21 protein-coding genes and 3 tRNA genes are annotated in these 26,710 nt (G+C 57.6%); 12 read left to right on the forward strand and 12 right to left on the reverse strand.

Features of this window, described 5'->3' with window-relative positions; genetic code table 11:
* Positions 1-110: 110 nt before the first annotated feature.
* The 4 genes from D5270_RS14770 to D5270_RS14785 all read left to right on the forward strand — a co-directional run bounded on the left by D5270_RS14770 (position 111) and on the right by D5270_RS14785 (position 967).
* Positions 111-186: transfer RNA gene (locus D5270_RS14770), tRNA-Lys, on the forward strand.
* 3 nt (positions 187-189) lie between these two features.
* Positions 190-264: transfer RNA gene (locus tag D5270_RS14775), tRNA-Glu, on the forward strand.
* Between the two features lie 41 nt (positions 265-305).
* Positions 306-381: transfer RNA gene (locus tag D5270_RS14780), tRNA-Asn, on the forward strand.
* A gap of 106 nt (positions 382-487) precedes the next feature.
* A complete protein-coding gene (locus D5270_RS14785) occupies positions 488-967 on the forward strand; it encodes a GNAT family N-acetyltransferase (RefSeq protein ID WP_166544815.1) in 480 nt (159 codons plus the stop codon).
* A 43-nt stretch (positions 968-1,010) separates the two neighbouring features.
* Here the strand turns inward: D5270_RS14785 and D5270_RS14790 are convergent, their stop codons facing one another.
* The gene (locus tag D5270_RS14790) at positions 1,011-2,132 is read right to left on the reverse strand and encodes an aldo/keto reductase (RefSeq protein WP_166544816.1); all 1,122 of its coding nucleotides are present in this window, start codon (positions 2,130-2,132) and stop codon (positions 1,011-1,013) included.
* Between the two features lie 219 nt (positions 2,133-2,351).
* Here D5270_RS14790 and D5270_RS14795 point away from each other — a divergent pair, with 219 nt between their 5' ends.
* The gene (locus D5270_RS14795) at positions 2,352-3,128 is read left to right on the forward strand and encodes a class I SAM-dependent methyltransferase (protein WP_166544817.1); all 777 of its coding nucleotides are present in this window, start codon (positions 2,352-2,354) and stop codon (positions 3,126-3,128) included.
* A gap of 56 nt (positions 3,129-3,184) precedes the next feature.
* Here the strand turns inward: D5270_RS14795 and D5270_RS14800 are convergent, their stop codons facing one another.
* Genes D5270_RS14800 through D5270_RS14845 form a run of 10 tightly spaced genes read right to left on the reverse strand, consistent with a single transcriptional unit; the run spans position 3,185 to position 14,898 of the window.
* On the reverse strand, positions 3,185-4,393 hold the full coding sequence (locus tag D5270_RS14800) for a DUF4129 domain-containing protein (RefSeq protein ID WP_166544818.1): 1,209 nt from the start codon (positions 4,391-4,393) through the stop codon (positions 3,185-3,187).
* 9 nt (positions 4,394-4,402) lie between these two features.
* On the reverse strand, positions 4,403-5,500 hold the full coding sequence (locus D5270_RS14805) for a DUF58 domain-containing protein (protein WP_166544819.1): 1,098 nt from the start codon (positions 5,498-5,500) through the stop codon (positions 4,403-4,405).
* A 2-nt stretch (positions 5,501-5,502) separates the two neighbouring features.
* Positions 5,503-6,441, reverse strand: a complete 939-nt coding sequence (locus tag D5270_RS14810; RefSeq protein ID WP_166544820.1) for an AAA family ATPase — start codon at positions 6,439-6,441, stop codon at positions 5,503-5,505.
* Between the two features lie 28 nt (positions 6,442-6,469).
* Positions 6,470-8,716: a polysaccharide pyruvyl transferase family protein gene (locus D5270_RS14815; RefSeq protein WP_243150395.1), complete on the reverse strand. Its 2,247-nt coding sequence runs from the start codon at positions 8,714-8,716 to the stop codon at positions 6,470-6,472.
* Positions 8,713-9,156: a GNAT family N-acetyltransferase gene (locus D5270_RS14820; protein ID WP_243150396.1), complete on the reverse strand. Its 444-nt coding sequence runs from the start codon at positions 9,154-9,156 to the stop codon at positions 8,713-8,715. Before D5270_RS14820 ends, D5270_RS14815 begins: the two co-directional genes overlap by 4 nt.
* Complete coding sequence (locus tag D5270_RS14825; RefSeq protein ID WP_166544821.1) at positions 9,143-10,126, reverse strand: RluA family pseudouridine synthase; 984 nt, start codon at positions 10,124-10,126, stop codon at positions 9,143-9,145. The genes D5270_RS14820 and D5270_RS14825 overlap by 14 nt, the downstream gene beginning before the upstream one ends.
* A gap of 4 nt (positions 10,127-10,130) precedes the next feature.
* Entirely contained in the window at positions 10,131-10,586 is a 456-nt protein-coding gene (locus D5270_RS14830; protein WP_243150397.1) for a threonine/serine exporter family protein, read from the reverse strand.
* Positions 10,583-11,353, reverse strand: a complete 771-nt coding sequence (locus tag D5270_RS14835; protein WP_166544822.1) for a threonine/serine exporter family protein — start codon at positions 11,351-11,353, stop codon at positions 10,583-10,585. The genes D5270_RS14830 and D5270_RS14835 overlap by 4 nt, the downstream gene beginning before the upstream one ends.
* A 21-nt stretch (positions 11,354-11,374) precedes the next feature.
* Positions 11,375-13,201, reverse strand: coding sequence for an HD domain-containing protein (locus tag D5270_RS14840; protein ID WP_166544823.1), 1,827 nt, complete (start codon positions 13,199-13,201; stop codon positions 11,375-11,377).
* Positions 13,198-14,898, reverse strand: coding sequence for a hybrid sensor histidine kinase/response regulator (locus tag D5270_RS14845; RefSeq protein WP_166544824.1), 1,701 nt, complete (start codon positions 14,896-14,898; stop codon positions 13,198-13,200). Before D5270_RS14845 ends, D5270_RS14840 begins: the two co-directional genes overlap by 4 nt.
* A gap of 118 nt (positions 14,899-15,016) precedes the next feature.
* Here D5270_RS14845 and D5270_RS14850 point away from each other — a divergent pair, with 118 nt between their 5' ends.
* From D5270_RS14850 to D5270_RS14880, 7 genes are all read left to right on the forward strand, one after another.
* Positions 15,017-15,406 carry a hypothetical protein gene (locus D5270_RS14850; RefSeq protein WP_166544825.1) on the forward strand — a complete coding sequence of 130 codons (390 nt, stop codon included), beginning with the start codon at positions 15,017-15,019 and terminating at the stop codon, positions 15,404-15,406.
* A gap of 40 nt (positions 15,407-15,446) precedes the next feature.
* Complete coding sequence (locus tag D5270_RS14855) at positions 15,447-17,723, forward strand: ABC transporter substrate-binding protein (RefSeq protein ID WP_161474533.1); 2,277 nt, start codon at positions 15,447-15,449, stop codon at positions 17,721-17,723.
* 334 nt (positions 17,724-18,057) lie between these two features.
* The gene (locus D5270_RS14860) at positions 18,058-19,632 is read left to right on the forward strand and encodes an ABC transporter permease (protein WP_166544826.1); all 1,575 of its coding nucleotides are present in this window, start codon (positions 18,058-18,060) and stop codon (positions 19,630-19,632) included.
* A gap of 15 nt (positions 19,633-19,647) precedes the next feature.
* Positions 19,648-20,625, forward strand: coding sequence for an ABC transporter permease (locus D5270_RS14865; RefSeq protein WP_166544827.1), 978 nt, complete (start codon positions 19,648-19,650; stop codon positions 20,623-20,625).
* A gap of 12 nt (positions 20,626-20,637) precedes the next feature.
* On the forward strand, positions 20,638-22,380 hold the full coding sequence (locus tag D5270_RS17170) for an oligopeptide/dipeptide ABC transporter ATP-binding protein (protein WP_330587542.1): 1,743 nt from the start codon (positions 20,638-20,640) through the stop codon (positions 22,378-22,380).
* A gap of 12 nt (positions 22,381-22,392) precedes the next feature.
* Complete coding sequence (locus tag D5270_RS14875; protein ID WP_166544828.1) at positions 22,393-23,697, forward strand: ATP-binding cassette domain-containing protein; 1,305 nt, start codon at positions 22,393-22,395, stop codon at positions 23,695-23,697.
* On the forward strand, positions 23,697-24,758 hold the full coding sequence (locus tag D5270_RS14880; RefSeq protein WP_166544829.1) for a hypothetical protein: 1,062 nt from the start codon (positions 23,697-23,699) through the stop codon (positions 24,756-24,758). Before D5270_RS14875 ends, D5270_RS14880 begins: the two co-directional genes overlap by 1 nt.
* Positions 24,759-24,834: 76 nt before the next feature.
* Here the strand turns inward: D5270_RS14880 and D5270_RS14885 are convergent, their stop codons facing one another.
* Positions 24,835-26,664 (reverse strand): S-layer homology domain-containing protein, encoded by a 1,830-nt coding sequence (locus D5270_RS14885; RefSeq protein WP_166544830.1) that lies wholly within the window; start codon positions 26,662-26,664, stop codon positions 24,835-24,837.
* Positions 26,665-26,710 lie beyond the last annotated feature (46 nt).

Raw genomic sequence — 26,710 nt, forward strand, 5'->3', positions numbered from 1 at the left:
GGGCTTGACCATATTGTTCCTTCCCTTTCTCGTCTTCTCCTTTTACGCTTTATCCAGTTTTTAGGGTACATACCGCTGATTTGCGGTTATCCCAGGACTTAGTTTTTTATGCACCATTAGCTCAGTTGGTAGAGCACCTGACTCTTAATCAGGGTGTCCCGGGTTCGAGTCCCTGATGGTGCACCATACGGCCCGTTGGTCAAGCGGCTAAGACGAAGGCCTCTCACGCCTTAAACGTGGGTTCGATTCCCGCACGGGTCACCATGAGTTCAGTAAGCAGTAAGCTTACAATGTAACTCATATTTTCCTCCTTAGCTCAGTCGGTAGAGCATGCGGCTGTTAACCGCAGGGTCGTTGGTTCGAGTCCAACAGGGGGAGCCAAAGCTGTCTGTAAATTTTTGCAGACAGTTTTATTTTTATGTTGGGGGTGTATTTATGTGTGGCATATCGACCAATCGCAGATAATAAAACGATTGGAGGAGCTTAAATGAATATCAAAATCAACAGGCTTGAGACCGGGGAATGCGCAGTCCTGCGTCAGTTCCTGTATCATGCAATCTTTGTCCCAAAGGACGGACGCCCGCCGGACCCGGCAGTTCTTGATACGCCGGAGCTTCAGGTCTACCTGGATGGCTTCGGCAGCTCGCCGGATGATATAGCTGTGGCACTTCGCCAGAACGGCGATATCATAGGCGCCGCCTGGGCGCGGGTCATGGACGATTACGGCCATCTGTACGACGGAGTGCCCTCCCTGGCGATATCCCTTCTTCCGGAGTACCGCGGGATGGGCCTTGGAAAGCGCCTGCTCTCCGGACTCCTGGACGAGCTTCGCAAAACCGGCCACTCCATGGTGACCTTGGCGGTGCAGAAGGAGAACTATGCGGCCTATGGGCTCTACACCAGATTGGGCTTTAAGACCGTCGGGGAGAACGATGAAGAATATCTCATGCTGAAAGATATCATATAAATAAAGAAAGGACGGCTCAATGAGCAGTCCTTAAATTTTACCCTCAGCCCAGCTTCTCAGCCGCGTCCTTCAGCAGCTCGATTATCTCCAGATGCTGGGGGCAGTGGCCCTGGCAGGCGCCGCACTGGATGCAGTCCCCGGCCTTGCCGCCGTCCTTTGTGGCGTTATTATACTGACCTTTTGCGCGGCCCTCGTCCCCATACAGCGTCAGCTGGTTCACAGCGCCGAATACGCCGGGGATATTTATCTTCTGGGGGCAGCCGTCCACGCAGTATTTGCAGGAGGTGCAGGGGATAGTGGGCAGGCTGTTCAGCACCTCCACCACCTGTGCCACAACCTTTTGCTCACCCTCGTCCAGGGGCTTGAAGTTCTCCATATAGCTTAGGTTGTCGTTCATCTGGGCCTCGTCACTCATGCCTGAGAGCACTGTTACAAGGCCGTCAAGAGAGGCACAGTACCGTACCGCCCAGGAGGCTACAGAGGCCTCGGGGTCTGCCTTCTTGAATATCTCCTGGACCTCAGGGGTCATGGTAGCCAGGGCACCGCCCTTTACCGGCTCCATGATGATAACAGCCTTGCCGTACTTCCTGGCTATCTCATAGCACTTGCGGGACTGTACGCCCTCGCTCTCCCAGTCGGCGTAGTTAATCTGGAGCTGAACAAACTCAGCCTCAGGGTGCTTGGAGAGGATGTCCTCCAGCACCTCTGCGGAGTCGTGGAAGGAGAAGCCTATATGCTTGGCCTTCCCCTGCTCCTTGAGCTCCTTCAAAAACTCCCAGGCCCCCAGGTCCTCAGACTTCTGGGCGCTCTCCTTGCCAAGGGCGTGGAGCAGGTAGAAGTCGTAGTAGCTGAGATGGGCCCTGTCAAGGGACTCCTGGAAAATGCGCTCCATATCGGCCCTGTCCTTCAAGTCCCAGATAGGCAGCTTTGTGGCGCACTGGAAGCTCTCCCGGGGGTAGCGGTCCACCACGGCCTCGCCCAGAGCAACCTCGGACTTGCCGCCGATGTACACATAGGCGGTGTCAAAGTATGTAAAGCCTTTGGACATGAAATTGTCCACCATCTTCTTGGTCTGCTCCATGTCAATTTCCTCGCCGTTCATGGGCAGACGCATGAGGCCAAAGCCCAGCTTTTTGATAGACTCGCCTAAATATTTCTCAGACATTTTTAACCTCCTGAAATTGCAATATTTTTATAATTATAACATATGAAGCCCGCTCCATGTCAAGGACAATTTTTCTTGACAACCGCTGTAAGATATGATATACTGTGGCAAATTTAAACGAAGGGACGGATTACCATGAAAAATACAATTTATCCTAACGGCAAAGAACCCGGGAGGGCGACTATACTTTAACCCTCCCCTAAAAACGGAGGAAAAGCTTTGTATAACGAAAAATCAGCTATTGCAAAATGGAACGCCGATATGTATGACCGGAATGAGACCGGGACCAGGGATGTTGAGTTTGCCCTGTCGGTTATCGGCGGCACACCCAGGAATATCCTAGAGATTGCCTGTGGAAGCGGGCGCTTTCTGGTCCCCCTGGCAAGAGCCGGGCACATAGTCACAGGCCTCGACTTTGACGAGTATATGCTGGAGAAAATCAGCCAAAAGGCAGCGGGGCTCAGCAATATCACCTGGCGCAGGGCCGACGCGGTAAAGGACGAGTGGGGGACCGGCTTCGACGTTGTCATGCTGGCGGGAAACTTCCTCTTTAACCTGATTTCTGATATGGACTACGAAAAGGCCCAGGAGCTGCTTATAAGAAAGGCCGCAGACTCCCTAAAGCCCGGGGGCAGCGTCTACATCGACTACAGCTATACTATGCACCCTGAGGCCTGGTTTGATAACCCCGGCGAAGTCTTTATATGGGAGGGCGCCGACAGCGGCGGCAATACAGGCCATATGCTGCTGCTTGGCAGCAGCTTTGACAGGGAGAGCGGTATGACCTATTTCACCCGCAGATTTGAGCTCACGCTTGCCGGCGGCACTGAAATTAAAGAGGACATACCGCAGTCCAAGCATTTCGCCACCCTTGAGCAGATACATAGCTGGCTCTCCGCCAGCGGCTTTACCATAGAGGAGGAATACGGCGGCTACAGCCGCGAGCCGGTCAGCGAGAGCACGGACAGGGCCATTATATGGGCGCGTAAAAACTGATATAATAAGAGAGTCCAGAAGCGTGAGCTTTTGGACTCTCTCTGTCTTTCCTATAGTCAGCGCAGCTCCTTTAAATCCTCCCCTGTGCACTGCTCCCCGCTGTATCTGGCCTTCTCATACAGCCTGTGCAGGGCGGGGACATCCACCCCCACAGCCCGCTCGGCCTCGGCGGGGCTCATCCACCTCTCAGGAGGCTCCCCGGCCTTTAGGAGGGTCCGGCGGTACTTCCGGCGTATAACAGCCTCAGGAGACCGGTCCCAGAGCCTTGGGCGTCGCAGGGCCTCTGTAAGCTCCCGGGCCTGCTCCCGCTCGTCATGGCCCAGGTACTGCACCACGTCCCGGCTGTCGGTAAAGCTCCTTTTAAAGTCCCTGAAAAGGTGGACTATAGCCAGGAACATCCCGGCTAAAAGCAGGGCGGTTATGAGCCCGAAGAAGATATAGCCCACAATGGGGGGTATCTGGAGGGAGCTGCTTTCTCCCCCGGTAAGCTCTGAGAGGTCGAGCTCAGGCTGGGCGGGCGGGGGAGTAGGGGACGTGAAGTCAATGCCCGGGTCGCCGCCGCTTTTAAACTCGGGCAGCTTCAGGCGCACAAAGCCGGTATTTCCTATGGCCATAGGCAGGAGCAGCACGGCGGCAAGGAACACCCCTGCTAAAAGGGCCGAGCCGGCGATACGCTGGATACGCTTTGCGGGCAGGCCGTACATATCCCTGTTCAGCGTGAGGTAACTGTCCAGCCGGTCCAGGCCGTTATACCCAAGGCACACCAGCAGGTACAGAACCGCCCCCAGCACGCACAGCCACTGCAGCCGCGGAAGCCCATCCGAGACCCCGGCGCTGAACAGGAACAGCAGCACAAACACGCAGAGCCCAAAGTAGCTGGGGGTATCAAACAGGGAGCGCACCGGCCCCTGCTCCTCCTCCGCAATCCGGGAGCGCACCCGGATAAGGCACATTACAAACATAATCAGGGCCCCTCCGGGGTGGCCCGTCAACAGCCAGGAGAGCCCGCAGAGGGCTATATCCGCCAGGAAGAACTGCCAAAGGGTACGCAGCCGCTTTATGGCAAGGAAGCTCAGCCCGGTGGGTACGGCAAAAAGCAGCCACCGGAAGAAGGCTTCATAGGGGGACATGAACTCCAGCTCCGCAAAGCCATAGAGCATGTCGAAGAACATGGCAAAAATTATTCCCATGAGCAGCCCCCAGTGGAGCCATCCCAGCGCCAGCAGCGCGGCGCTCCGGGGCTTTGAGATACGTATTTTTTTCATATTCGCCCCCTAAAACTCTATCCAGACATTTTCAGTGTTTTTGAAGGCCTCCAGCTTGCCGCGCTGGCCCTCGCTGGTCCCAAGGCCGCAGGGGATTACCCTTATGCCCCGGCCCTTGCCCACAAGCTCCGAGAAGGCACGGCCCAGGTCGTCCCGGGTGTTCCGGGACAGCAGCACCGTCAAATCGTCTCCGGGAGGAGGCGCGCAGCTGCATACAGGCCCCTGGCCAGTCTGCAGGCAGGCCAGCTTTTTCTTTAAGGTGAGCAAGCTCCCGGAGCCGGAGACCCCCTCCAGCAGCCAGGGCTCACCGGTCTGGGTGTCCGTGCCGTTGCTGTAGAGGCTCAGCTCAATGCCCTCGGCAAGCAGCCTTTCCGCAAGGGAGCAGGCCAGGCGCACCGCGCACTCGTTGAGGAAATCCCCACCGGGCTCCATGTCAATAAGGAGTATGACCCGCTGGGAGAGGGTGGATTCATGTATGTTGATAAGCAGTCTCCCCGCCCTCGCGGTAGCCTTCCAGTTAATGTACTTCATCGGGTCCCCCCTGGAATACTCACGGAGCCCCCCAAACTCAAAGGGGTCGTCGCAGACTCTCCTGCGGCTGAGGACCTCGCCCATTATCCGGGCATAGGGTATCTGTACCTGGTAGGCGGGGATAGTGCGGGGAAGCACGTAAAACTCCGTGTTCTGGGGCATATGGGAGACATATTTCCTTGTGAGGAACAGGTCCTGGGCGATAAGCCCGGCCTCGTTTATCCGGAAGTACCCCCGCCCGGCGCACTTAAAGGGGAGGGTGCGGGTTATTTTCTGGCGGGGCCCGGCGGTGAACACATCCCGGCGGTAGGATTGGTCGCTTAGGGAGGAGTTTTCCTCGCTGGAAAAATGGAGCCGCCTATCCATATGGAAGCTTATCTCTAAAACAGGCAGGGGCAGGAGCTTCCGGTTTACTATGACCTCGGACAGGCTGGAGGTCTCGTCCTCCACGGCGTACTCCTGGGTAAAGGACAGGCGGCAGCCTAGTCCCTTATCCCAGAAGCGGTCATATAAGAGGCGCAGGGCTGTAAACAGAAGCAGCAGTACCGCCGCGGCTATGAGGATGGGGATAAGCATGGCTATCTGTTCCCCCAGTCCTCGGTGGGGACGGTGACAGAGCTAAGAAGGTCCTCTGCCGCCTTCTTCTGCCCGGCGGTGCCAGTGACGCCGCTTACACTGAGCCTATGGGCGATTACCGGCTCCGCCACAGCCTTCACGTCCTCGGGTGACACAAATTCCCGGCCCTGTACCAGTGCATAGGACTGGGAGGCTCTCAGCAGGGCAAGGGTGCCCCGGGGGCTTACCCCCAGCTCCACGCCCTTCATGCCCCGGGAGGCCTGGGAGAGGGAGGCGATATAGGAAAGCATGGCCTTGTGCACAAATATTTCCCTGGCCTGCTTCTGGAGGGACAGGATATCCTCCTGGGTGCAGACCGGCTGGAGCTCCATAAGTGGCTCAGAGGACCTGAAGCGCTCAAGTATTGCGACCTCCTGCTCCTGGGAGGGCGGGGCCATAGAGATGCGCATTAAAAAGCGGTCCAGCTGGGCCTCGGGCAGGGGATAGGTGCCAAGGGTCTCCACCGGGTTTTGGGTGGCGATAACGAAGAAGGGCGGAGGCAGCTCCCGGGTAACCCCGTCCACGGTGACGGTGCCCTCAGCCATGCACTCAAGCAGGCTGGACTGTGTGCGCGGGGTGGCGCGGTTTATCTCGTCTGCAAGGAGGATATTGCAGAACACCGGGCCGGGGCTGAACACAAACTCGGACCTCTGCTGGTCGAAAAAGTTTAGGCCGGTTACGTCCGAGGGCAGCAGGTCCGGTGTGAACTGTACCCGCCCAAACCCGGCGCTTATAGACCGGGCCAGGGCCCTTGCCATCACCGTCTTGCCCATGCCGGGCACATCCTCCACAAGAACATGCCCCCCGGACAGCAGGGCCGTGAGCAGCAGGTCGGTCACCGCCTCCTGCCCTACCAGGACCTTTTCGATATTCTGTTTTATGGCTGTGATTGGGGTTTGCATTGTATTTTGCTCCTTTCAAGTGCGGTTACTATAAAAGCTCCTTCACGGCCTGGGCGTTCACCTTCTCCACCTCTATGAGCCTGAGGGTCTTCTCCCTGAGCTCCTGGCGCTTGGGCAGCAGCTCTACTGCGCCGTCTATGGCGGTCCGCAGCCATTCCTCGGTTACAGCGCTTAAATCAATCCACTCTCCGTAGTCAAGATACCGGATAAAGGACCCTATCTTCGGGTCGTAGCTGACCCCCACCAGCGGCGCCCCCGAGAGGGAGGAGAATATCAGGCCGTGCAGGCGCATGGAGACCACGACGCTCATGCGGCCCAAGAGGGAGATGAGCAGCTCCGGGCTCTGAATGCCGTCAAGAAGTATGCCGGGCTTCTTCATCTTGTCCATGACCACCCTTGCCGCCGCGCCGTCCTGGAGGGAGTTGATGGAGAGGAAGACCGGGGTGAGCCCCAGCCTGTCCCTGGCGTACTCAGCCGCCGCCGCCAGCACCGGGGCCTTCCCGGAAAAGCCCCACCAGGTGCGAAGCAAAAAGCAGATATATTTTCCCTCAGGGTCCAGCCCGTGGTCCGTGAGCAGCTTGTCCGCCTGGGAGACAGGGGCGGGCTTCAGCACCAGCGCGGGGTCGCTGCCAAGGCGTATACTGGGCCTGTTGACGCCGTAGCGCCCAAGCTCGGAAACGGAGTCCGGCTCCCTAAGGGTGATGGAGTCCACAGAGCTGTTCAGCACCCAGCTTGCAAGCTTTATATTCCTTTTGCCCTTCACAGGGCCAATGCCGCAGCCGTACATTGCCACCTTGCACCCGCAGCGCTTGGCGGCCCAGAGGGTGAACAGATAGTACCAGAGGCTCCTATGGCTTGTGGCGTTCTGTATAAGTGTGCCGCCGCCGTTGATATAGAGCCGCGCCCCGCGCATATGCCAGAGTATCTTCGGTATATTGAAGGTGTAGACGGCGTTGACCCTGTAGCGCTCCTTTATGCTGAGGGTGTTCTTCGCCAGCACCGTGATGGGCACATACTCGTCCAGCTCCCGCACAGAGTGGAGGATGGACTTGAGTATGGCGTCGTCCCCGGCGTTGCCGTGCCCGTAGGCCCCGCAGACCACTACGCCGTCCCGGCGCTCCTTCCGGGTTTTGCACCGGCGCTCCTTTCTGGCCTCGCGCTCCAATATCCGGTTGTATATCTCCAGCTGCCGCCGGACCATGCTTTCAATGGAGTATTCCTCCCGGGCCTTTTCATACAACCGGTCCCCAAGCGCACGGCGGCGCTCCGGGTCCCTGGCAAGGTCCAGAAGGTGCCGCGAGAGGGCCTTCTCGTCCCGGGGGGTAAAGAGTATGCCGGTCTCGCCGTCCTTTATCAGCGCCGGTATGCCGCCCACGTCTGTGGAGATAGTGGCCTTGTGCATTCTCGCGCCCTCTGTGAGGGAGTAGGGGAAGCCTTCGCTCAGGGAGGTGAGCAGGGCAATGTCGATGGCGTTAAAGAAGGAGTTTACGTCCTTCACCCAGCCCGCAAAGCACACCCTATCCGAGAGCCCCAGCTCCTCCGTGAGCTGGGTGAGCTTGTCCTTGTCCTCGCCGTCGCCTGCTATGGCGAGCTTGAGCCGGGGCTCCTGTTCACAGGCCAGCTTCATAGCCCTCAGAAGGGTGGGGATGTCCTTTACAGGGGAGAGCCTGGCGACTATCCCGGCAACCACATCTCCGGGCTTCACTTCCATGCCAATGGAGTGCAGGAATTCCTCCCTTGGGACGCAGTTAATAGGGGTAGTGAAGTCTATGCCGTTGTGTATATTCTCAATGCGGTCAACATGGAAGTTGCGCTGTATGAGCAAGTCCGTGATATTGTCGGAGACCCCGATATAATAGTTCATCCGTCTCAGAGCCACAAGATTGGTGGTGCCGTAGCTGAGCCTTGCCACAGGACGGCCCAGATAGTCCAGCCTGTAGTCGCTGTGGACGGTGGTGACCACAGGGGCCTTGATAAAGTGCTTTAAAAGGTTTCCCATCAGGTTTCCCCTGGCCCCGTGGCAGTGGATGATATCTACCCTCTGGCCCTCCAGAAGCTTTCTCAGCTCCCGAAGGCCGATAAGGGGGTTGCCACTCTCTATCACATGGATGGGCACGCCCATGCGCTGGGCGTCGTCCGAGAACTCACCGCGCCGGAAGCATACAAGCTGGGCGTCGATAGAGCGGTTCAGCTCCCGCAGAAGGTGGAGCACATGGGTCTTGGCGCCGCCGGTGTCGCCGCCGCCGATAAGGTGGATAACTCGCATTTTGCTCATTCCTTTATACCCGCCGGGGTCTTGCCCAGCAGTTTCTCCATGTCCACATGGGGGCAGTGCTCGTCAAGGTACTCCTCCCCCACCTGGACATAGCCCAGCTTCCTGTAAAAGCCCGCGGCCTGTGCCTGGGCCGAGAGCACAGCCTTTTTAGCGCCCTTCAGGGACAGGGCGGCCTCGGCCTCCTCCATGACAGCCGCCCCAAGGCGCTGGCCCCGGCGGTCCTTTTTCACCGCCACCCGGCCTATATGCCAGGAGTCGGGCCCGTCGGGGAACATGCGGCAGCAGGCCACGGCCTCCCCGCCGTCAAAAAGCACCAGGTGCAGGGCGGCATTGTCTGTCTCGTCGAACTCATAGGAAAACCCCTGCTCCTCCATAAAGACCTCCTGCCGCAGGGCCTGGGCGGCGGGGGGCAGGGTGACGGACATTTCAAATCTCAGCATTTAATCGCTCCTTCCTGTAAAATTCATCCAAGAACCAGACCTTCGGCACAGTGAAGTCCCGGCCGTTAAGGTATTGGAGGCAGCCGGCGGGGCTGGTAAACCGGAAGCCCAGCTTATAGGAATACAGCGCCTGCCACTTGAGCCCGAGGCTTTTGTTTACGCTGTTCCTGCCATACTTGCCGTCCCCGGCCAGGGGATGCCCTATTGAAGCCATATGGGCCCGTATTTGGTGGGTGCGCCCGGTGAGCAGGCTGACCTCCAGCAGGGACAGCCCGCCCCGCTCCTCCAGCACCCGGTACTGGGTGCGTATAGTCTTTGCCCCCGGGGAGGGCTCCGGGTCTATATATACCCTGTTCTGTGCCTCGTTCTTTACAAGATAGCCTGTTAAGAGCGCGGACTTCTCTTTAAGACTGCCGCAGACTATGCAGAGGTACAGCTTCACAAGCTCCCTGTCCTTTACCTTCTGGTTCAGCACCCTGAGAGACTCGGCGTTCTTTGCCGCCATCACTATGCCGCCGGTGTTTCTGTCTATGCGGTTTACAAGGGCGGGGGCGAAGGAGCTCTCGTCCTCGGGATTATACTCTCCCTTATCGTAGAGGTAGTGCTGCACCCGGGCAATAAGGGAGTCGAAGTGGTAGTTTTCGTCCGGATGGACTATAAGCCCGGGCTGCTTGTCCAGAAGCATTATATTGCCGTCCTCGTAGACGACGGAGAGCTTCTTGGGGGCCTTGAGAAAGTCATAGTCCCGGGGCCCCACCTGGAAATACTCCTCCTGCCAGAAGACAGTGAGCAGGTCCCCCGGGATGAGCCGGGAATCCGGCTTGCAGCGCGCGCCGTTTAGCTTCACGTCTTTAGTCCGTATGCACTTATACAGCACCTTCTGGGGCAGGTTCGGGTAAGCCTTCAGGAGGAAGCGGTCAAGGCGCTGGCCCCCGTCGTTTTTTGTAATCTCTATTATCCTGCGGGGCAAGGTATCACCTCTTTTTACGGTGGAATAAAAACGGCGGCAGAGACTGGACTATGCCTGTGCCCAGGGCTATGGCGACGGCTATCTTGATAGTCTCAAGGCCCTTTTCAAGGGCCAGGGCGTCGTTACCCATAAAGAAATTATAGCCGGTATAATATATCCCCGCCCCGGGCACCAGCGGGAAGATGCCGCAGATAAGGAAGACTGTCACCGGGGCCCTGCGGGAGAAGGAGAAGGCCCTTGAGAGCCAGGCCAGGGCCAGGGTAGCCAGGAACGAGGAGGCGACAACGCCGCTGCCGAGGGCCCCCGCCAGAAGGTACACAAGCCAGCCGGTTCCCCCGGTAAGGCCGGTAAAGAACAGCTCCTTTCTTGGGGCATGGAAGATGACGGCGAAGGCGATGGTGGAGACAAAGGCCACCAGCACCTGCAGGGAGCCCCCTGCTATAGCCATAAGCCCGGTCATAGCAGCGCACCCCCTGTCAGCAAAGAGAGCACCCGGATTATAAAGCCCACCCCGACGGCTATGCAGCCGCCCACAAGCAGGGCGTCAAGCATCCTTATTGCCCCGGAGAGGTAGTCGCCGGAAAAGAAGTCCCGGATAGAGTTGGTGAGGGCAACCCCGGGCACCAGGCGGATGATTGAGCCGATTATTATTTTGTCCATATTATTCCCAAGTCCCAGGAGGAAAAATGCCGCGCCGCAGAGGGTCACAAGAGCACTTGCGGATAGGTTCGTCAGGAACTTTGAGAGCTTTTTCCTGGCCGTAAAGTCTAGGTACGCCTCCAGCACCAGCCCGCAGAAGAAGGCCACCACAGCGTCTACCCAGCTGCCCCCAAACAGGAAGCTGAAGGCGGCGCTGCCTACGGCGCAGCAGAGCATCCGGGAGAGGAAGGGGGAATAGGGGAGGGTGCGGATGTCAGAGAGCCGCTTCATGGCCTCACCGGGCGTGTGCAGGCCCTCGGCTATCTCCCTTGACAGCTGGTTCACAGCCATTATCCTCCCCAGGTGCACCGCCGTGCCGGGGACATACCTGAAGGTGGTGCTATGGCTCACGCCGTCCTCAGTAGCTGTGGCGAAGATGGAGTTTGTAAGCACATATACGTCAAAGCCCTCTATATCATAGGCCCGGGCCACACGCTCCATAGTCTCCTGGACCCGGGATATTTCAGCGCCGTTTTCCAAAAGGACCTGGCCCATCTGAAAGGGCAGCTCCAAAGGGGATGAAGGCATAAATCCACTCCTTTCATTTTTTCAGCCTCTCAAAAGCCGGAAGGCCGCCTGGAAGGCCTCGGCCTGGCCGCTGCGAAGGTACTCCCTGAGCTCCGGCTCCATCTCAATAAGCAGCCTGCACCAGACCGGGGAGAGCCGGGTGCCGGACTCGGATTTCAGCTTAGCCAGGGCCTCGTCCAAGGGCAGGGAACCGTCAGGGCCTGTATCTCTGGCGTCCATGAGGTGCACAAGATGTATGGCGGCGCTCACAAGGTCCGTGAGCATTACGTTCGGGTCCTCCGACCGGTGGTATTCCGCCGGATAGCCGCCGCTGCCGTCAAAAAAGCGGTGGTGCCCCAGGGCCGCGTATACATACGGCCTGGTGGACGGGCTCTGGCTGAGGAGCTTCGCCCCGGCGTACACATGGCAGCGGATTAAATTCTCGTCCTCCTCCAGAAGACTGCGGCCTATGCGCCGCCGGAAGTTGCTAAAGGCCATATCACCCACATTGTGCAGCAGGCAGGCCTCGTATACAAATTCCTCAAGGCTGCCCCTATGTGCCCTAAGGGACTCAGCGTCATTTAGACCCAGGGCCCCGAGCAGGGCCTCAGGACAGTCCTTCAGGGCCCTTTTCACCATCCTACGTGCTATCTGCGCCGCCATATAGGAGGCGGCGTAGCCGTCCGGGCTGCGGCAGACCACAAGGGTCAGGATAAAATCCTTCTCCTGTATGCCGTCGGGGTACTCCACAAAGCTCTGCAGGCAGGCTAGAAGATTGCTAAGGGTGGACTCGCTGAGCTGATGGTCCGGCATTCTGCGCACGTATTTCTCAAGGCGGCGGTACATGAAGCTTAACACGTACTTTTTGCTGTACAGGTCCTCCCGGCTATGGTCAAGGTATGAGGCATACAGGGCCGGGAGGAACATATTGCAGTAAAAGCCCTCGGGGGAGTAATCCTGTTCGTCCCGCTCCATATACACCCCCTCAAGCCAGTTGAGCAGGTATGACAGGGTGCGCACGCCGCAGTGGTACTGGGCGGCCTCATAGGCATAGCGCCAGCGCAGGGGCACCTGGCCTCCCGGACGGCGGCTGAATTCGTCCATAACATATTCGGCGGAGACCATGACCTCGTGCTGTATCTGAGGGTCAGCTACCCCGGCCCTCAGCACTCCCAGGGCGGTGGTGCGCTCCTGGTGGGACTTTGTGATGTACAGCTTCCAGGGGAGCTCCGGGGATTTCTCATGGTACACAGGGTCCTCAAGTATCTGAAGGGAGCGGCGTATGGCGGAGAGCTTGCGCCGGCCGTCGGCCTCGTCGAGCCCGGCATAGGCGAGTGCCAGATTGCCCATGGCCCGGTGGATATAGCCCCTTGTCTCCATATCCTCTATCTGGTCGTACTGCCTGATATAGGACGCCGCCTCCCCAAAGAGCAGGCTCATCTTCCGGCAGTAATCCGTGCGCTCGGCCCGGCGGAGTATCTCCTGCATATAGAACAGGGACATGGCCCCGTGGTACAGGTGCCTTATTAAAAGGTTGCGCTCACCCCAGTGGCGGGCGTAGGTTATTATGGCGTTGTGCAGATACCAGCAGAGCCCCAGGTCCAGGTACATCCCCCTGTCGTTCATACTGGCGGCAAACTCCTCCAGGTTCTGAATTTCCCCGGGCAGCGCGGTGATAATATTGTCAAGCAGAGGGAACAGCTCCCGGCGGAGCATGGCGGTATTCTCCTCCTTGAGCTTTTGGAGCTCCCGGAACCTGAGGGCACGCTCAGAGGCATACTCCCTGGGGTCCGGCAGACCGGCGGGGATGGCGTTGAGCTCATAGACCCTGCGGAGGTTTTTCAGGTACTTCTCCTGGTATTCCCTCATGTCTGCCGCCCCCTTGTGAGGCCGTCTATGGTGGAGAGGACCTTGTCAATGTCCAGGGGCTTTGACAGGTGGGCGTTCATGCCGGCCTCCAGGGACTTTTTCACGTCCTCTACAAAGGCGTTGGCGGTCATGGCGATTATTGGCACAGTCTTTGCGTCCGGCCTCTGAAGGGACCTGAGCCGGGCCGTGGCCTCAAGGCCGTTCATTACCGGCATCTGTACATCCATGAGTATTGCGTCATAGGTTCCGGGCAGGCTTTCTGTGAACATGTCAACAGCCTGCTGCCCGTCCTCGGCAAAGTCAATCTCGGCCCCCGCGTCCCCGATAAGCTCCCCGGCTATCTCCCGGTTCAGCTCGTTGTCCTCTGCAAGCAGCAGCCGAAGGCCGCTTAAATCACAGCGGGCGGGCTCGGCAATAGCCTGGCGGCTGCCGCCGCCAAGATGGGCTGCCAGGGACTGGGCAAGCTTGCTTTTAAAAAGCGGCAGGGGTATAAAGCCGTCAACACCGGAGCGGGTGAACACATACTCTATCTGGCTCCAGTCGCTGGCGGTGAGCAGCAGTATGGGGAGCTGAGGACCAAGCCTGCCCCGCAGCTCCGAGAGCAGTATGGTTATCTCCGCCCCCTGGAGCTTATCCGCCGTGAGCAGGAACTGGTACTCCGTGCCCATGATACCGCTGTCGTTTACAAGCATTACCGCGTCATCGGCGCTGGACGCCCGGTCGCAGCTAAGCCCCAGCTCCTCCAGCAGGGCCAGGGTGAGTCCCGCCTGCCGCTCGTCGCTGTCAAGGAGCAGGGCCCTGCAGCCCTTCAGGGAGCTGTCAGGCTCCGGGTCGGACCCTGCGGGGAAAGGGATATCCAGTGTAAAGCAGCTGCCCTTGTCAGTCTCGCTCTCCACCTGAATCTGCCCGCCCATAAGCTCCACCAGGTTCTTTGTAATTGTCATTCCAAGGCCTGTGCCCTGTATCCTGTGCACGGAGCTCTTTTCCTCCCGCTCAAAGGGGGTGAAGAGCTTCATAAGGAACTCCCGGCTCATGCCAATACCGTTGTCCTTTACCTGCACGTGCATGGTGACGGTATTATCCCCCGCCGGCAGCACGGCAAAGCTCAGCTCTACCCGGCCTCCCTTGGGGGTGTACTTCACGGCGTTTGACAAAAGGTTCAGGCAGACCTGTTTCAGGCGCACAGCGTCCAGGGTGAGGTTTTCACAGGCTATCCGGCCCATATCCAGCACAAACTGGAGCCCCCCGGAAGCTGCCTGGGGCTTTGCCACAATGAGTATCTCATGGAGGAGGTCAGCTATATTGGTGGGCTCGGCCTGTATCTGCACCCGCCCGCTCTCAATGCGGGACATATCCAGAACCTCGTTTAAAAGGGACATCATATGCCCCGAGGCGACCTTTATCTTCTCAAGGCACTCGCTGACCTTGGTGGGGGCTCCCTCCTGGGCCAGGGCTATGTCCGTAAGCCCCACTATGGCCCCCATAGGAGTCCTGATATCGTGGGACATCTCCGAGAGAAAGGTAGTCTTGGCCTGGCTGGCCATAATGGCCTGGTCCAGGGTGTCCCGGGTGCGGTTATAGTAGACGGTAACCTGCTGGAACAGGCAGCAGACTGCGCGGTCTCCCGGGACAGGCAGTAGGTTATACACCTCCTCACCCACGTGCAGAAAGACAGGGGCCTCGGGAGAGCCCTCCAAAGCGGCGGCAAAGGCCCCGGCTTCAGGGGCTGTCAGGCCCTCAAAAAAGGCTTCGGGGTTAAGGGGGGAGGCGGCGCTGTTATAATAGATAAGGGCGTGGGAGCCGCGGGCGAAGGCAATGACCGGCAGGGGGGAGGCGTCCCACTGGGCAAAGGGTTGGTTTTCGGGCGTCAGAGGGCATCAATCCTTAGTCTATAGTATACTAACCAACATTATAATACGTATCCCAAATAATTACAAGCCTAAAGTTGCCCGGGGAAGGTATTGCAGGAAAGACATGGCAAACTTTCAAAACTGTAAAAATGCACAAAAAAGCGCATACATTTTTGTATTTTGCGTTATTGTATCTCAATTTGGCCTATTCATGAGGAAAAAGCTTGACAGTGCCGCTATGTGGGTTTATAATTTGTTCATACAATATTTTGTACAGTCTTTTGGAACAGCCGCAAAAATGAAAGTTCCGGGAGAGAAATATGCGTGGTTGCAGGAGTTAAGGCCGGAGCCTTAACTCTCAACATATATTAGCAGAAGAAAGGACGACGATGAACATGAACAAGACAGTTAAGCGCGCTTTGGCGCTGATGCTGGCTATGCTGATGCTGGTCACCGTGTTTGCCGCCTGCGGCAACGACAGCGGCAATTCCTCCGGCTCATCATCAGAGGAAAGCAGCCAGAGCAGTGAAGCCAGCAGCACTGAGGAGAGCAGCGATGTAGGCGGGGAGGACGAGGAGCCCACCGACACCGGCTGGACCATCCCCAGCATTGACAGCGACGACTACGACGAGATTTCCGACTACTACTATGAGTTCAATCTGAGCGAGTTCCACGAGCTCTGCGAGGCTTACGCCGCAGAGATTGAGGACCAGAACCGCCGCTGGGCCCTGGAGGCTCTGGCTGAGGCGAAGCTGATGGCTTCCGGCGTTATGCAGCCCACCCGCTGCAACGGCGGACAGTACCAGATAAGCGCCGTTGCCCCCGGCTCAGTTACCTCCAACGGCTGGGGCTCTGACGACAGACGTTATCAGTACGCCCTTATCACCGACAAGGTTCTGAAGACCGAGGACCGCGACGCCCTGAAGAAGCTGCTCAACGAGAAGCGCGGCACCGGCGAGTACCGTGCGGCAGCTACCGAGTACCTGACCTCTCACGGCTATCAGCTCAAGGACAGCCTGAACCTGGCCTTCGGTGAGATGCCCACCACCTATGACATGGTGAACACCAGCCGCGCGGGCGACGCTACCTACTCAATCGGCAGCGTGGACAGCCTCCTGTACTACGACGGCGAGGACCGCGAGCTTCCCGCACTGGCCGAGAGCTATGATGTTTCCGAGGACGGCCTGACCTACACCTTCCACATCCGCAAGGGTGTGAAGTGGGTGGACAGCCAGGGCCGCGAGGTGGGCGACGTTATCGCTGACGACTGGGTTGCCGGTATGCAGCATATGCTGGACTCCCAGGCAGGCCTTGAGACCCTGTTCATCGGCTATGTTGTGGGCGTGGGCGACTACGTTGACGGTAAGTGCGATATTGACGGCGTAGGAATCAAGGCTATCGACGACTACACCCTGGAGTACACCCTGGAGAAGAAGACTCCTTACTTCACCTCCATGCTCCACTACGGCATCTCCCTGCCCCTGAGCCGCAGCTACTACACCGCCCAGGGCGGTAAGTTCGGCGACGACTTTGACGACGCCGACGAGAACTATATGTACGGTCGCGACCCCGACCATATCGCCTACTGCGGTCCCTTCCTTATCACCAATGTTACCGCGGACAACTCAATCACCTACAAGGCCAACCCCCTGTACTGGGATGCTGAGAATGTTACCATTAAGTCCATGTCCTACCTGTTCAACGATGGCTCCGACCCCACCAAGGGCTATAACGACGTGAAGGCCCGCACCATCGACAACTACGGCATTAACAGCTCCACCCTGGTTATGGCTAAGGAGGAGAAGATGGACGGCGACGAGAAGAGCGTGTTCGACACCTACGTATACGTTTCCGCCACCGGCTCCACCTCCTACTTCAACTTCCTGAACATCAACCGCGCAGCCTGGGCCAACAGCAACAACGCCTCTGACGCTGTCTCCAAGCAGACCGACGAGCAGAAGGAAGTTACCCATGCGGCCATGAACAACGTGCACTTCCGCCGCGCCCTTGCCTGCTCTGTTGACCGCGTGACCTGGAACGCTCAGAACGTGGGCGACGACATTGCGGAGCTCTGCCTGCGCAATACCTACACCCCCGCCACCTTCGTCACCCTCAGCGAGGACGTGACCGTGCCTGTGAACGGCGTGGACACCACCTTCCCCGCGGGCACCGACTACGGCAAGATTATGCAGGCCCAGCTGGACGCTGACGGCGTGAAGATTACCGTTTATAAGGACGACCCCAATGCTGAGAACGGACGCGGCACCGGCGACGGCTTCGACGGCTGGTTCAACGTGGAGTATGCCCAGTCCGAGCTGGAGATAGCTCTTGAGGAGCTGGCTGCCAACGGTATCACCGTTGACGAGAGCAACCCCGTACACCTGGATTTTGTGTACCCCTCTCAGAGCCCCACCAGGACCAACGCCGTGAACGCCTTCAAGCAGCAGGTTGAGAAGAACCTGGGCGGCAAGGTCATCATCGACCTGGTTGACTGCCCCGATAACAAGGTTTGGTACGCCACCGGCTACAACATCGAGCGCGGCTATGAGGCTAACTATGACCTGTTCGACCTCTCCGGCTGGTCTCCTGACTATCAGGACCCCTGCTCCTATGTTGACACCTTCCTGCCGAACTACAACGGTTATATGACCAAGTGCATTGGTATTTACTAATTGCAGAGCAATTAGTAAATACACACGGATTTGAACTTCGTTCAAATCCTAGGGATATACAAGAATTTGAACCACATTCAAATTCTAAGGATTTTATATGTCCCGGAGCTTTACTATATTAGTAAAGGCTAAGGCATGCTATCACAGATAGCATGATGGACTGCTGAGAAAGAAGCCGGGCTCGCCCGGCCGAGCATAACGATAGACTTAGAGGGTCTATCCGCTTATGAGAGTGGGCGATGGGGCCGTATGGCTCCATCCCCAATCTCTATATTTACAAGAAATATAAAAGAAAGCAAACCGCAGATGATAATATGAAAAAGTAGATGATAATATGGCAAAATATATTCTAAAAAGATTTTTACACGGCCTTATCTCTATCGTCATAGTGGTGGCGATAGTCATGATGCTGATATACTCTCTGCTGGACCGCACGACCATCTTTGCGGAGGACGAGGTCTACCGCAAGCTGCAGAACAACGCCCGCACCACCTATACCTACCGCCGCTGGCAGGACTACGGCTACCTCCACTATGTGAACTATAACGACTGGCTCAACGAGCAGGTCAGGGAGGGCAAGCTTGACCCCGAGACCAAGGACGAGGCTACGGACTTAGGCCGCAAGCCCGAGGATGACGAGGGCGTCGTGGCCCAGTATGTCAAGGAGTTCACAGACTACTACGAGAGCCAGGGCTATAAGGTGGAGCGCCTCAAGGCAGTAACCTCCCGGCGGAAGGTCGCCGCGGGGGGCCAGGCGGAGCTTTTCGCCCATAAGGACAGGCCCCTGGTCTCAAGGCTATGGAGCTATTTTTCCAGCATCGTCACTATCGACACCATCCACTATGTGGACGAGGACGTTGATATCGGCAAGCGCGAGCTTACCTTCACCACCCATGACCCGGTCTACGGCGGGGAGAAGTTCTCCCCGGCAATAATGGGCAACGGCACAAAGCATAAGTACCTGCTGTACTTTGACGACAAATTCCCGTACCTGCACCAGAACCTCATTACCATAAACCTGGGTACATCATACTCGGTGAACAAGGACCACGATGTTCTTGAGACCATGCTCCAGAGCCAGGGCTCCTATGTTACAAGGCCCACGGTATTCCCAAGCGGCCACGTGGAGGAGAGCGCCGACGACCTGCACACTGCAATCTATCTTGAGGGCTCCCTTGCAGGCTCCGAGCTGCTCCAGTCCCGCTTTGAAGACGACTATACCAACGTCCTTACAAGAAGGGGCGGGCGCTCCAAGGTCGCCTTCTCCTTCAGCATCGGCATTTTAGCCAGTATCATGGCATACGCCCTGGGCCTGCCCCTTGGCGTGTTCATGGCAAGGCATAAGGACGGCATTGTGGATAAGCTGGGCACCTTCTATATCGTGTTCATCATGGCGGTGCCGAGCCTTGCCTATATCTTCCTGTTCAAGGCCATAGGCGGCTCAATGGGCCTGCCCACCACCTTCGACGTGAACAACGGCACCGCGCTTATGTATGTGCTGCCCATTGTGTCCCTGGCGCTGCCCTCGGTGGCGAACCTGATGAAGTGGCTCAGAAGGTACATGATAGACCAGATGAACTCGGACTATGTGAAGTTCGCCCGGTCCGGAGGGCTCTCTGAGAATGAGATATTCGCAAAGCACATCCTGAAGAACGCGGCCATACCCATCGTCCACGGTATCCCCGGGACAATACTGGGCGCGCTCACCGGCGCCATCATCACCGAGCGCGTGTACGTGGTCCCCGGCACCGGCAACCTGCTGACCCAGGCCATCAACTTCTACGATAACGGCGTTATCGTAGGCGTGGCGATGTTCTACGGTATGCTGTCGGTGGTGGCCATCATCCTGGGCGACGTGCTCATGTCAATAGTCGACCCGCGTATCTCGTTCACGAGCAAGAGCCGCTAATGAGGAGGTAGAGAGATGAAATCTGAACTTACAAACCTTAAAGAGCTGGGCCTGCCCGAGGAGGAGCTCTTCTCCTTCGTGGAGCACAGCGACACGGAGGCCGAAAAAATAACCGCCCCCAGGTACTCCTACTGGCAGTCGGTGTTCCGGGTGTTCTTTAAAAAGAAGATAAACATTATCATGCTGGGGCTGTTGGTGCTGATAATTATTTTCGCCTATGTATACCCCACCCTGATAACCTATGACCGCTACGCAAATATAACCGATTCCACTACAAAGCACCTTATGCCAGGGGCGGCAATAGAGAAGTTCGGCTTCAGCCTGAGCTGGATACTGGGCTCCGGCGGCTCCGGCGAGCCCACCTTCGACACCGTCTGGGTGGGGTCCAGGATATCCATATCCTTGGCCCTTATGTGCGCGGTAATAAACCTCAGCATTGGCATTATGGTGGGGGCAGTGTGGGGCTTCTCCAAGAAGGTGGATGTTTTCATGATGGAGGTCTATAACACCATCGCCAACATCCCCTACGTGCTGCTGATTTCCGTGCTGGTGCTGACCCTCACCGCCAGCTTCTGGACAATGGTATTCGCCCTGACAGTCACCGGCTGGCTGGGAGTTGCATACTTTATCCGCACCCAGGTCATTATAATCCGGGACAGGGAGTATAACCTGGCCTCAAAGTGCCTTGGCACCCCTATAAGGCGCATTGCCTTCAGGAATATCCTGCCCTTCATGACCTCTGTTATCGTGACCCTGTCTGCGACCGAGATACCCTCATACATTTCCTACGAGGTGTTCCTGGCCTATATCGGCGTGGGCCTAAAGGATATGTCCCTGGGCCGGCTGATATTCGAGGCAGAGCCCGCCATGGTCACCAACGGCTGGCAGTTCGAGTTCTGGAGCCCGGTGGCGGTGGCTTCCATCGTCGCAGTGGTGTTGTACGTTGTCGGCCAGAACCTGGGCGACGCGTCCGACCCCAGGACCCATATGTAAGGAGGGCTTTTCATGGAAATGAATAACAGGAAAGTCCTGCTGTCTATAAAGGACCTGGAGGTAAAGTTCCGGGTGCGCGGGCGCATACTCACCGCCATCAGGGGCATAAACCTTGACATTTACGAGAACGAGTCCATCGCCATAGTGGGCGAATCCGGCTCTGGCAAGTCCGTCTTTACAAAGACCTTTGCGGGTATGCTGGACTCCAACGGCTTCATAGATAACGGCAAAATTATCTTCAACGACGAGGAACTTGCCGACACCCACGTAAGGCTCATGGGCACCGCCCGCAATACCATTGCCAGCACCCAGAAGAAGCTGGACGAGTACGCAAAGCTGGAGCACGGCTCCGCCACCTACAGGAGGATACTGGAGCTGGAAAGCGAGCGCAAGCAGAAGATGAGCGTCAGCGACCAGGAGGCCGGGGAGCATAGGGATCGCATAGAGGAGCTTCGCTTTAAGCGGGCTGAGGCCTTCAACCTGCGCCAGACCCTGGACGCCCGGACCGACAAGGAGCAGATAAAAAAGCTGGGCAACGAGATAAAGGGCCTTGACAACCAGATAAAGCGCCTGCAGCAGGAATACGAGGCGAAGGTAAAGAAGAACGCCGCCGACGTGAAGGCCGACAGCAGCTACCAGGCCGGCTTCAATAAGCGTATGGAGGAGCTGAAGGCCCAGTACGCTAAGGAGACCTCTGTGGAGATAAGCGCCGAGCAGAAGAAGCGCAACGAAATTCTCGCCAAGGAGATATACCTCTCCGTTGGGCGCTACCCTTTCCATAGGCGCATAAGCCTTATAAGGGGGCTCCTTAAAGAGATAAAGAAGGCCATGCAGCTGGGCGTTGACCCGATGGACGACGCTGTTTTCGACAAGGTGGTCTTTAGGGTGAGGTATATTGACGAGACTGCCGAAGCACTCCACGGTACCTGTACCCTAAACCTTGCCAACGTGAAGTTTGCCGGGGACTGGGCCCAGATTCGGGGCCGCAGGATTGCCACAGTTTTCCAGGACCCCATGACCTCCCTTAACCCGATTATCACCATCGGCAAGCAGATAACCTCCATTATCCTGAAGCACCAGAACTGCTCAGAGGTGGAGGCCAGGGCAAGGGCAATAGAGCTCATGCACAAGGTGGGCATACCCAACGCCGAGGCCCGATTCGACGACTACCCCTTCCAGTATTCCGGAGGCATGCGTCAGCGTATAGTTATAGCCATTGCCCTTTCGTGCCAGCCTAAGATACTCATATGCGACGAGCCCACAACGGCCCTGGACGTTACCATCCAGGCCCAGATAATCAAGCTCATCAAGGACCTGCAGAAGGAGTTCGGCTATACCATCGTGTTTATCACCCACGACCTGGGGGTCGTGGCGAATATAGCCGACCGCGTGGCGGTGCTGTACGCCGGGCAGATAGTGGAGCTGGGCCAGGTCGAGGAGGTCTTCTACGACCCCCGGCACCCCTACACCTGGGCGCTGCTCTCAAGCCTGCCACAGCTGGCCCAGCGCAATACCAAGCTTTACTCCATAACCGGCACGCCGCCCTCGCTCTATAACCAGATAGTGGGCGACCCCTTCGCCCCCAGGAACCCCTACTGCCTGAAGCTGGATACCCTCATGGAGCCCCCGATGTTCCCGGTGACGGAGACCCACTTCGCCAAGACCTGGCTCCTGGACCCCAGGGCCCCCAAGACGGAGAAGCCCGAGCTTATACAGGATATCCACGAGAAGCTCATGCGAGCGTTCAATATATAGGAGGGACAGCATATGGCAACCACAACTGTTGATACCGGCGCCAAAACGCGCCATCTGCCGGAGCATGGGCCCATAGACCCTGCCACCGGCCGGGAGGTGCTGCTGTCCATCCGCAACGTGGACATCACCTTCGGCAAGGGGGACAGCGCCGTTAAAGCGGTGCAGAACGCCTCCTTCGACATCTATAAGGGGGAGACCTTCTCCCTGGTGGGCGAGTCGGGCTCTGGCAAGACCACCATCGGTAGGGCAGTTATCAGGGTAAACCCCTGCGCGGCGGGACAGATACTCTATAAGGGCGTGCCCATCAACGGCAAAATCCCCCGCTCACTGGACCGTGAGGTAATCCGTAACATCCAGATGGTCTTCCAGGACCCGGCGGCCTCACTGAACGAGAGGGCCACCGTTGACTATATCGTTTCAGAGGGCTTATATAACTTCCATCTTTTTGAGAACGAGGCCGACCGCGTAGAGAAGGTCAAGAACATGATAACCGAGGTGGGCCTGCTTCCCGAGCACCTGACCCGCTATCCACACGAATTTTCCGGCGGCCAGCGCCAGCGCATAGGCCTGGCCCGGGCCATGGTAATGGAGCCGGAGCTGGTAGTGGCGGACGAGCCAATCTCCGCTCTGGACGTTTCAATACGCGCCCAGGTCTTAAACCTCCTGAAGAAATTCCAGCAGGAGCGGGACGTGACCTACCTGTTCATCGCCCACGACCTTTCAATAGTGCGCTTTATCTCAGACAGAATAGGCGTTATCTATAAGGGCAAGATTGTAGAGATAGCCGAGGCCGAGGAGCTTTTCAACTTCCCGATGCACCCCTACACCCGCTCCCTTATCTCGGCAATACCCATCCCGGACCCTATCCTGGAGAAAAACAAGGTGCTCTTTACCTACGACCCCTCCATACACGACTACAGCACCGACCAGCCGGAGCTTACGGACATAGGGAATAACCACTTTGTTTACGGCAATAAGAAGGAGCTGGAGGAGTATAAAACTATCCGGGAGAAGGGCGTGCCCATGAAGTCCATCACAATCCGGGACGGCAGCACGCCCCAGGAGCACGAGGAGGAGGACACAGTTGACGCCAGCAGCATTTTAGACACGCCCCTGCACGATACCGGCAATATCTGGTATATGATACTCTCCCTGCTGCTACCGATACTGGGCATAATTGCCGCAGTCATCTTTAAAAAGAAAAACTATATCAGAAACTATAAGGCCTGCAAAAAGGGAGCGGTCATCAGCTTCTGCATAATCGGAGCAGTGATAGCCCTGTTCCTGCTCGCCCTGCTGTTTGCAGTCATATTCTGATGGGGAACAGGGAAAAAAGGCCCCCTGCACTGCCTAAGGTAGAGCGGGTGGAGCTCAACGAGAACCATATAGGACGAAAGTTTATCGCCTTTGTCCTATGCCTTGCCCTGGGGCTTAGCGCCCTGGGGTTCGGCATTTACAGCCTGCTCACTACAGAGCCGGGCTGGGTGAAGATAGAGGCCAGCTCCACCGAGGCCCGCTGCGCCGCGGATTTCAACTTCCAGTATTACTTCCAAAAGGACGCCACAGCCCAGCGCAAGGCCCTCACAACCCTCTACACCCAGGAGTGCATGAGGTTCACAAAGCTTCTCGACACCACAGAATCATATGAGGACAGCCCGGGAAACCTTCACGACATCAACACCCATCCCAATGAGGAAATAGAGGCGGACCCATTGCTGTATAAGGTCCTGGAGTTCCTTATGGACCGGGGGGACGTGACTGTGTACCAGGGCCTGCTGAACGCCTACAGCCTGAACCTATACTACGACGGCGATGGGGAAGACCCTTTTGCAAGCCGCACAGAGCTGGCCGGCATAGCCTTGGACAGGACGGCCCTGAATCTCCGGCTGCTGGGGGAGAATACCCTAAAGCTGGAGGTTTCCGCCGGGTGCGAGGCTCTGGCAGCTGAGCTTGGCCTCGACTGCTACCTGGACCTGGGCTGGCTGAAAAACGCCTTTATCTTGGACAGCCTGGCGGAAACCCTCGGCTCCCGGGGCTTTACAGACGGCATTATATCCAGCCGGGACGGTTTTGTACGCTCGCTGGGCGGGGAAGTGGGGACAGTAGGCCTGAGCCTGTATAAGTGGGAGAAGGATACCGCCGTCGAGACCGGCAGGGAGGAGCTGAGCACCCCCATAAACACCGCCTCCCTCACCTGCTTCCCCCTTCCGGGGGACGACGGCAGGGCCTTTGTCTCACAGAACGCGCTCAGGGCCCAGCGCCCGGGAGAGTATGCCAGGGCCCCGGCAGAGACCCTGCTGCTCACTTCAGAGGACAAGGGCTGCCTTGAGCTGGCCCTTGAGTCCAAAGACCGCCTGCTGGACGGTGAACGGGAATAATTAAACCAAAACTAAAGCCATTGCAGGAAACTGCAATGGCTTTTACTATGATTACCCCAAGTTATCAGGAGGGATATCAGGTGTTGGGGACAATGGCGTTATCGTGGAAGAGCACAGCCACAACGCTTGCGGCGCACCGCTCAGAGGTGCCTTTGGGGTCGAAGCTGTTATTGCCGTTGCCGCTGACAATGCCCAGGGCGCGCATACGGTATACGGCCTCCTTTGCGTAGCCGCTAATTTTATTGTCGTCGGAGAACTTGTCCACCTGGGAGACGTCAATATCCGTGACACCAAGAACATTGGTGAGATACCTGTCCATCATGGAGCACATCTGCTCCCTGGGCAGCTCCTGGTTGGGGTTGAACTTGTCCCCTGAGGAGACTACACCGTTAGCCACGGCCCAGGCCAGGTGCTTTGCATAGTAGGCGCTGTTTGAAACATCGGAGAAGCCGGGGATATCTTCGCCAAAGCTATAGGAGCTGAGGTCCTCGCCGGAGAGATTTGCCAGCACTATGACGAACTGGGCCCTGGTGATGGAGCCGTAGGGGTCAAACTTGCCGTTGCCTATGCCGTTGAGGACGCCCATCTCAACAGCCCTGTCCACCTTATCGGCAAACCATGCCTTATAGGTGAAGTCGGTGAAAATCATGCCGTTGCTCATGACAGTGGCGGTGGTGACAGGCCCCATGAGCCCGTTCTTTATCACAGCGGCTTTATAGGTGCAGGAGACCTGGGCCACAGGGGAGACATAGGGGGTGGTGCTGATAGTCAGGTCGCCGTTCTCATCCAGGCCGGGGTCGGTATAGTCAACGGTGTAATATATGTCGTCAGAGGAGCCAGCGGCTGTCATGGTGACGGTCTCGCCGTCAGAGGTAACCTCCGGGGCGCTGAGGTGCAGCTCAACATAGGCCTCAGACACATACCCCTCAAGGCCGGTGACTGTAGTGACCGGGTACCACATGTGGTAGCTGTTTCCGTGAGCTGTAACCGGCTCGCCCTCGACAGGGCTGCCGGCCTGGAGCTTGGTGCCATTGGAGAGCAGGCCCACCACGCTGGAGCTGGTGTTAGGCTCAGAGCGCAGGTTTACGTTGGAGGCGCTGACGGTGGCGTTATAGTCGAAGGGGATATCATTGGGGTCGTCGCTGCCGGTCCAGCCCTGGCTCTCAAGATACCCCGCGACCTCTGTAGCGGAGACCCATACATTGCTTAAAAGCTCATTGTCAATGGGGGCGGGGGTGCCGTCCTCAAGATACGCAAAGCCGTCGCTGCCTATAAAATAGCCGTCTATCTCAGTGTCAATATCGTATTCGTAATTGGTATAGTGGACCATCCTGCCGTCGAACTCATACCAGCCGTCTTTGGGGTACATGGTGCCGATATCAAAGACATGCCAGCCGTCCCAGTGGCGTTCCTGCACAGAGGCCCGCACCATGTTCACGCCCTCCATGGAGTTGTCGCAGGACTCGTTATTGCCGATATAAATGCCGATATGGGAGTAGCCGCCGGGCTCGGAATTGGTGAGGGCAAGGCCGTGAATCCTGGGCAGCCCCAGGCTGACGGGCCCCGAGAAGACCGTGTTCTGGCGCACCTGGCTGGTAGCTCCCCCCGCGCAGCCGGACACGCCGCAGTCGGAGTAGTAGGAGTAGAGGAGCCCCGCGCAGTCCGTACCGCGGACGCCCCCGACCATACCGCCCTTGCCGCCGTACACATATATCCAGCCCTCGTTATAGGCCGTGATACCCTGCATAGCAAGGCCGAAGCTGGTGGGCGTAGTGGCGGCCCGGGCCCCGGGGCTCCAGGTTGGCAGGCTCACGCAGACGAGTAGAGCCGCCATCATCAGGCCCAGAAGCCCTATGCCCTTTTTGGTGACGCGCATATGCTTTGAACGGTAGTGACTATGTAACATAAAATGTACCTCTCAATCAAAATCAGTAAGTAATGGGACAAAAGCT

The organism is Acutalibacter sp. 1XD8-36 (assembly GCF_009917525.1).
Lineage (GTDB): Bacteria > Bacillota > Clostridia > Oscillospirales > Acutalibacteraceae > Acutalibacter.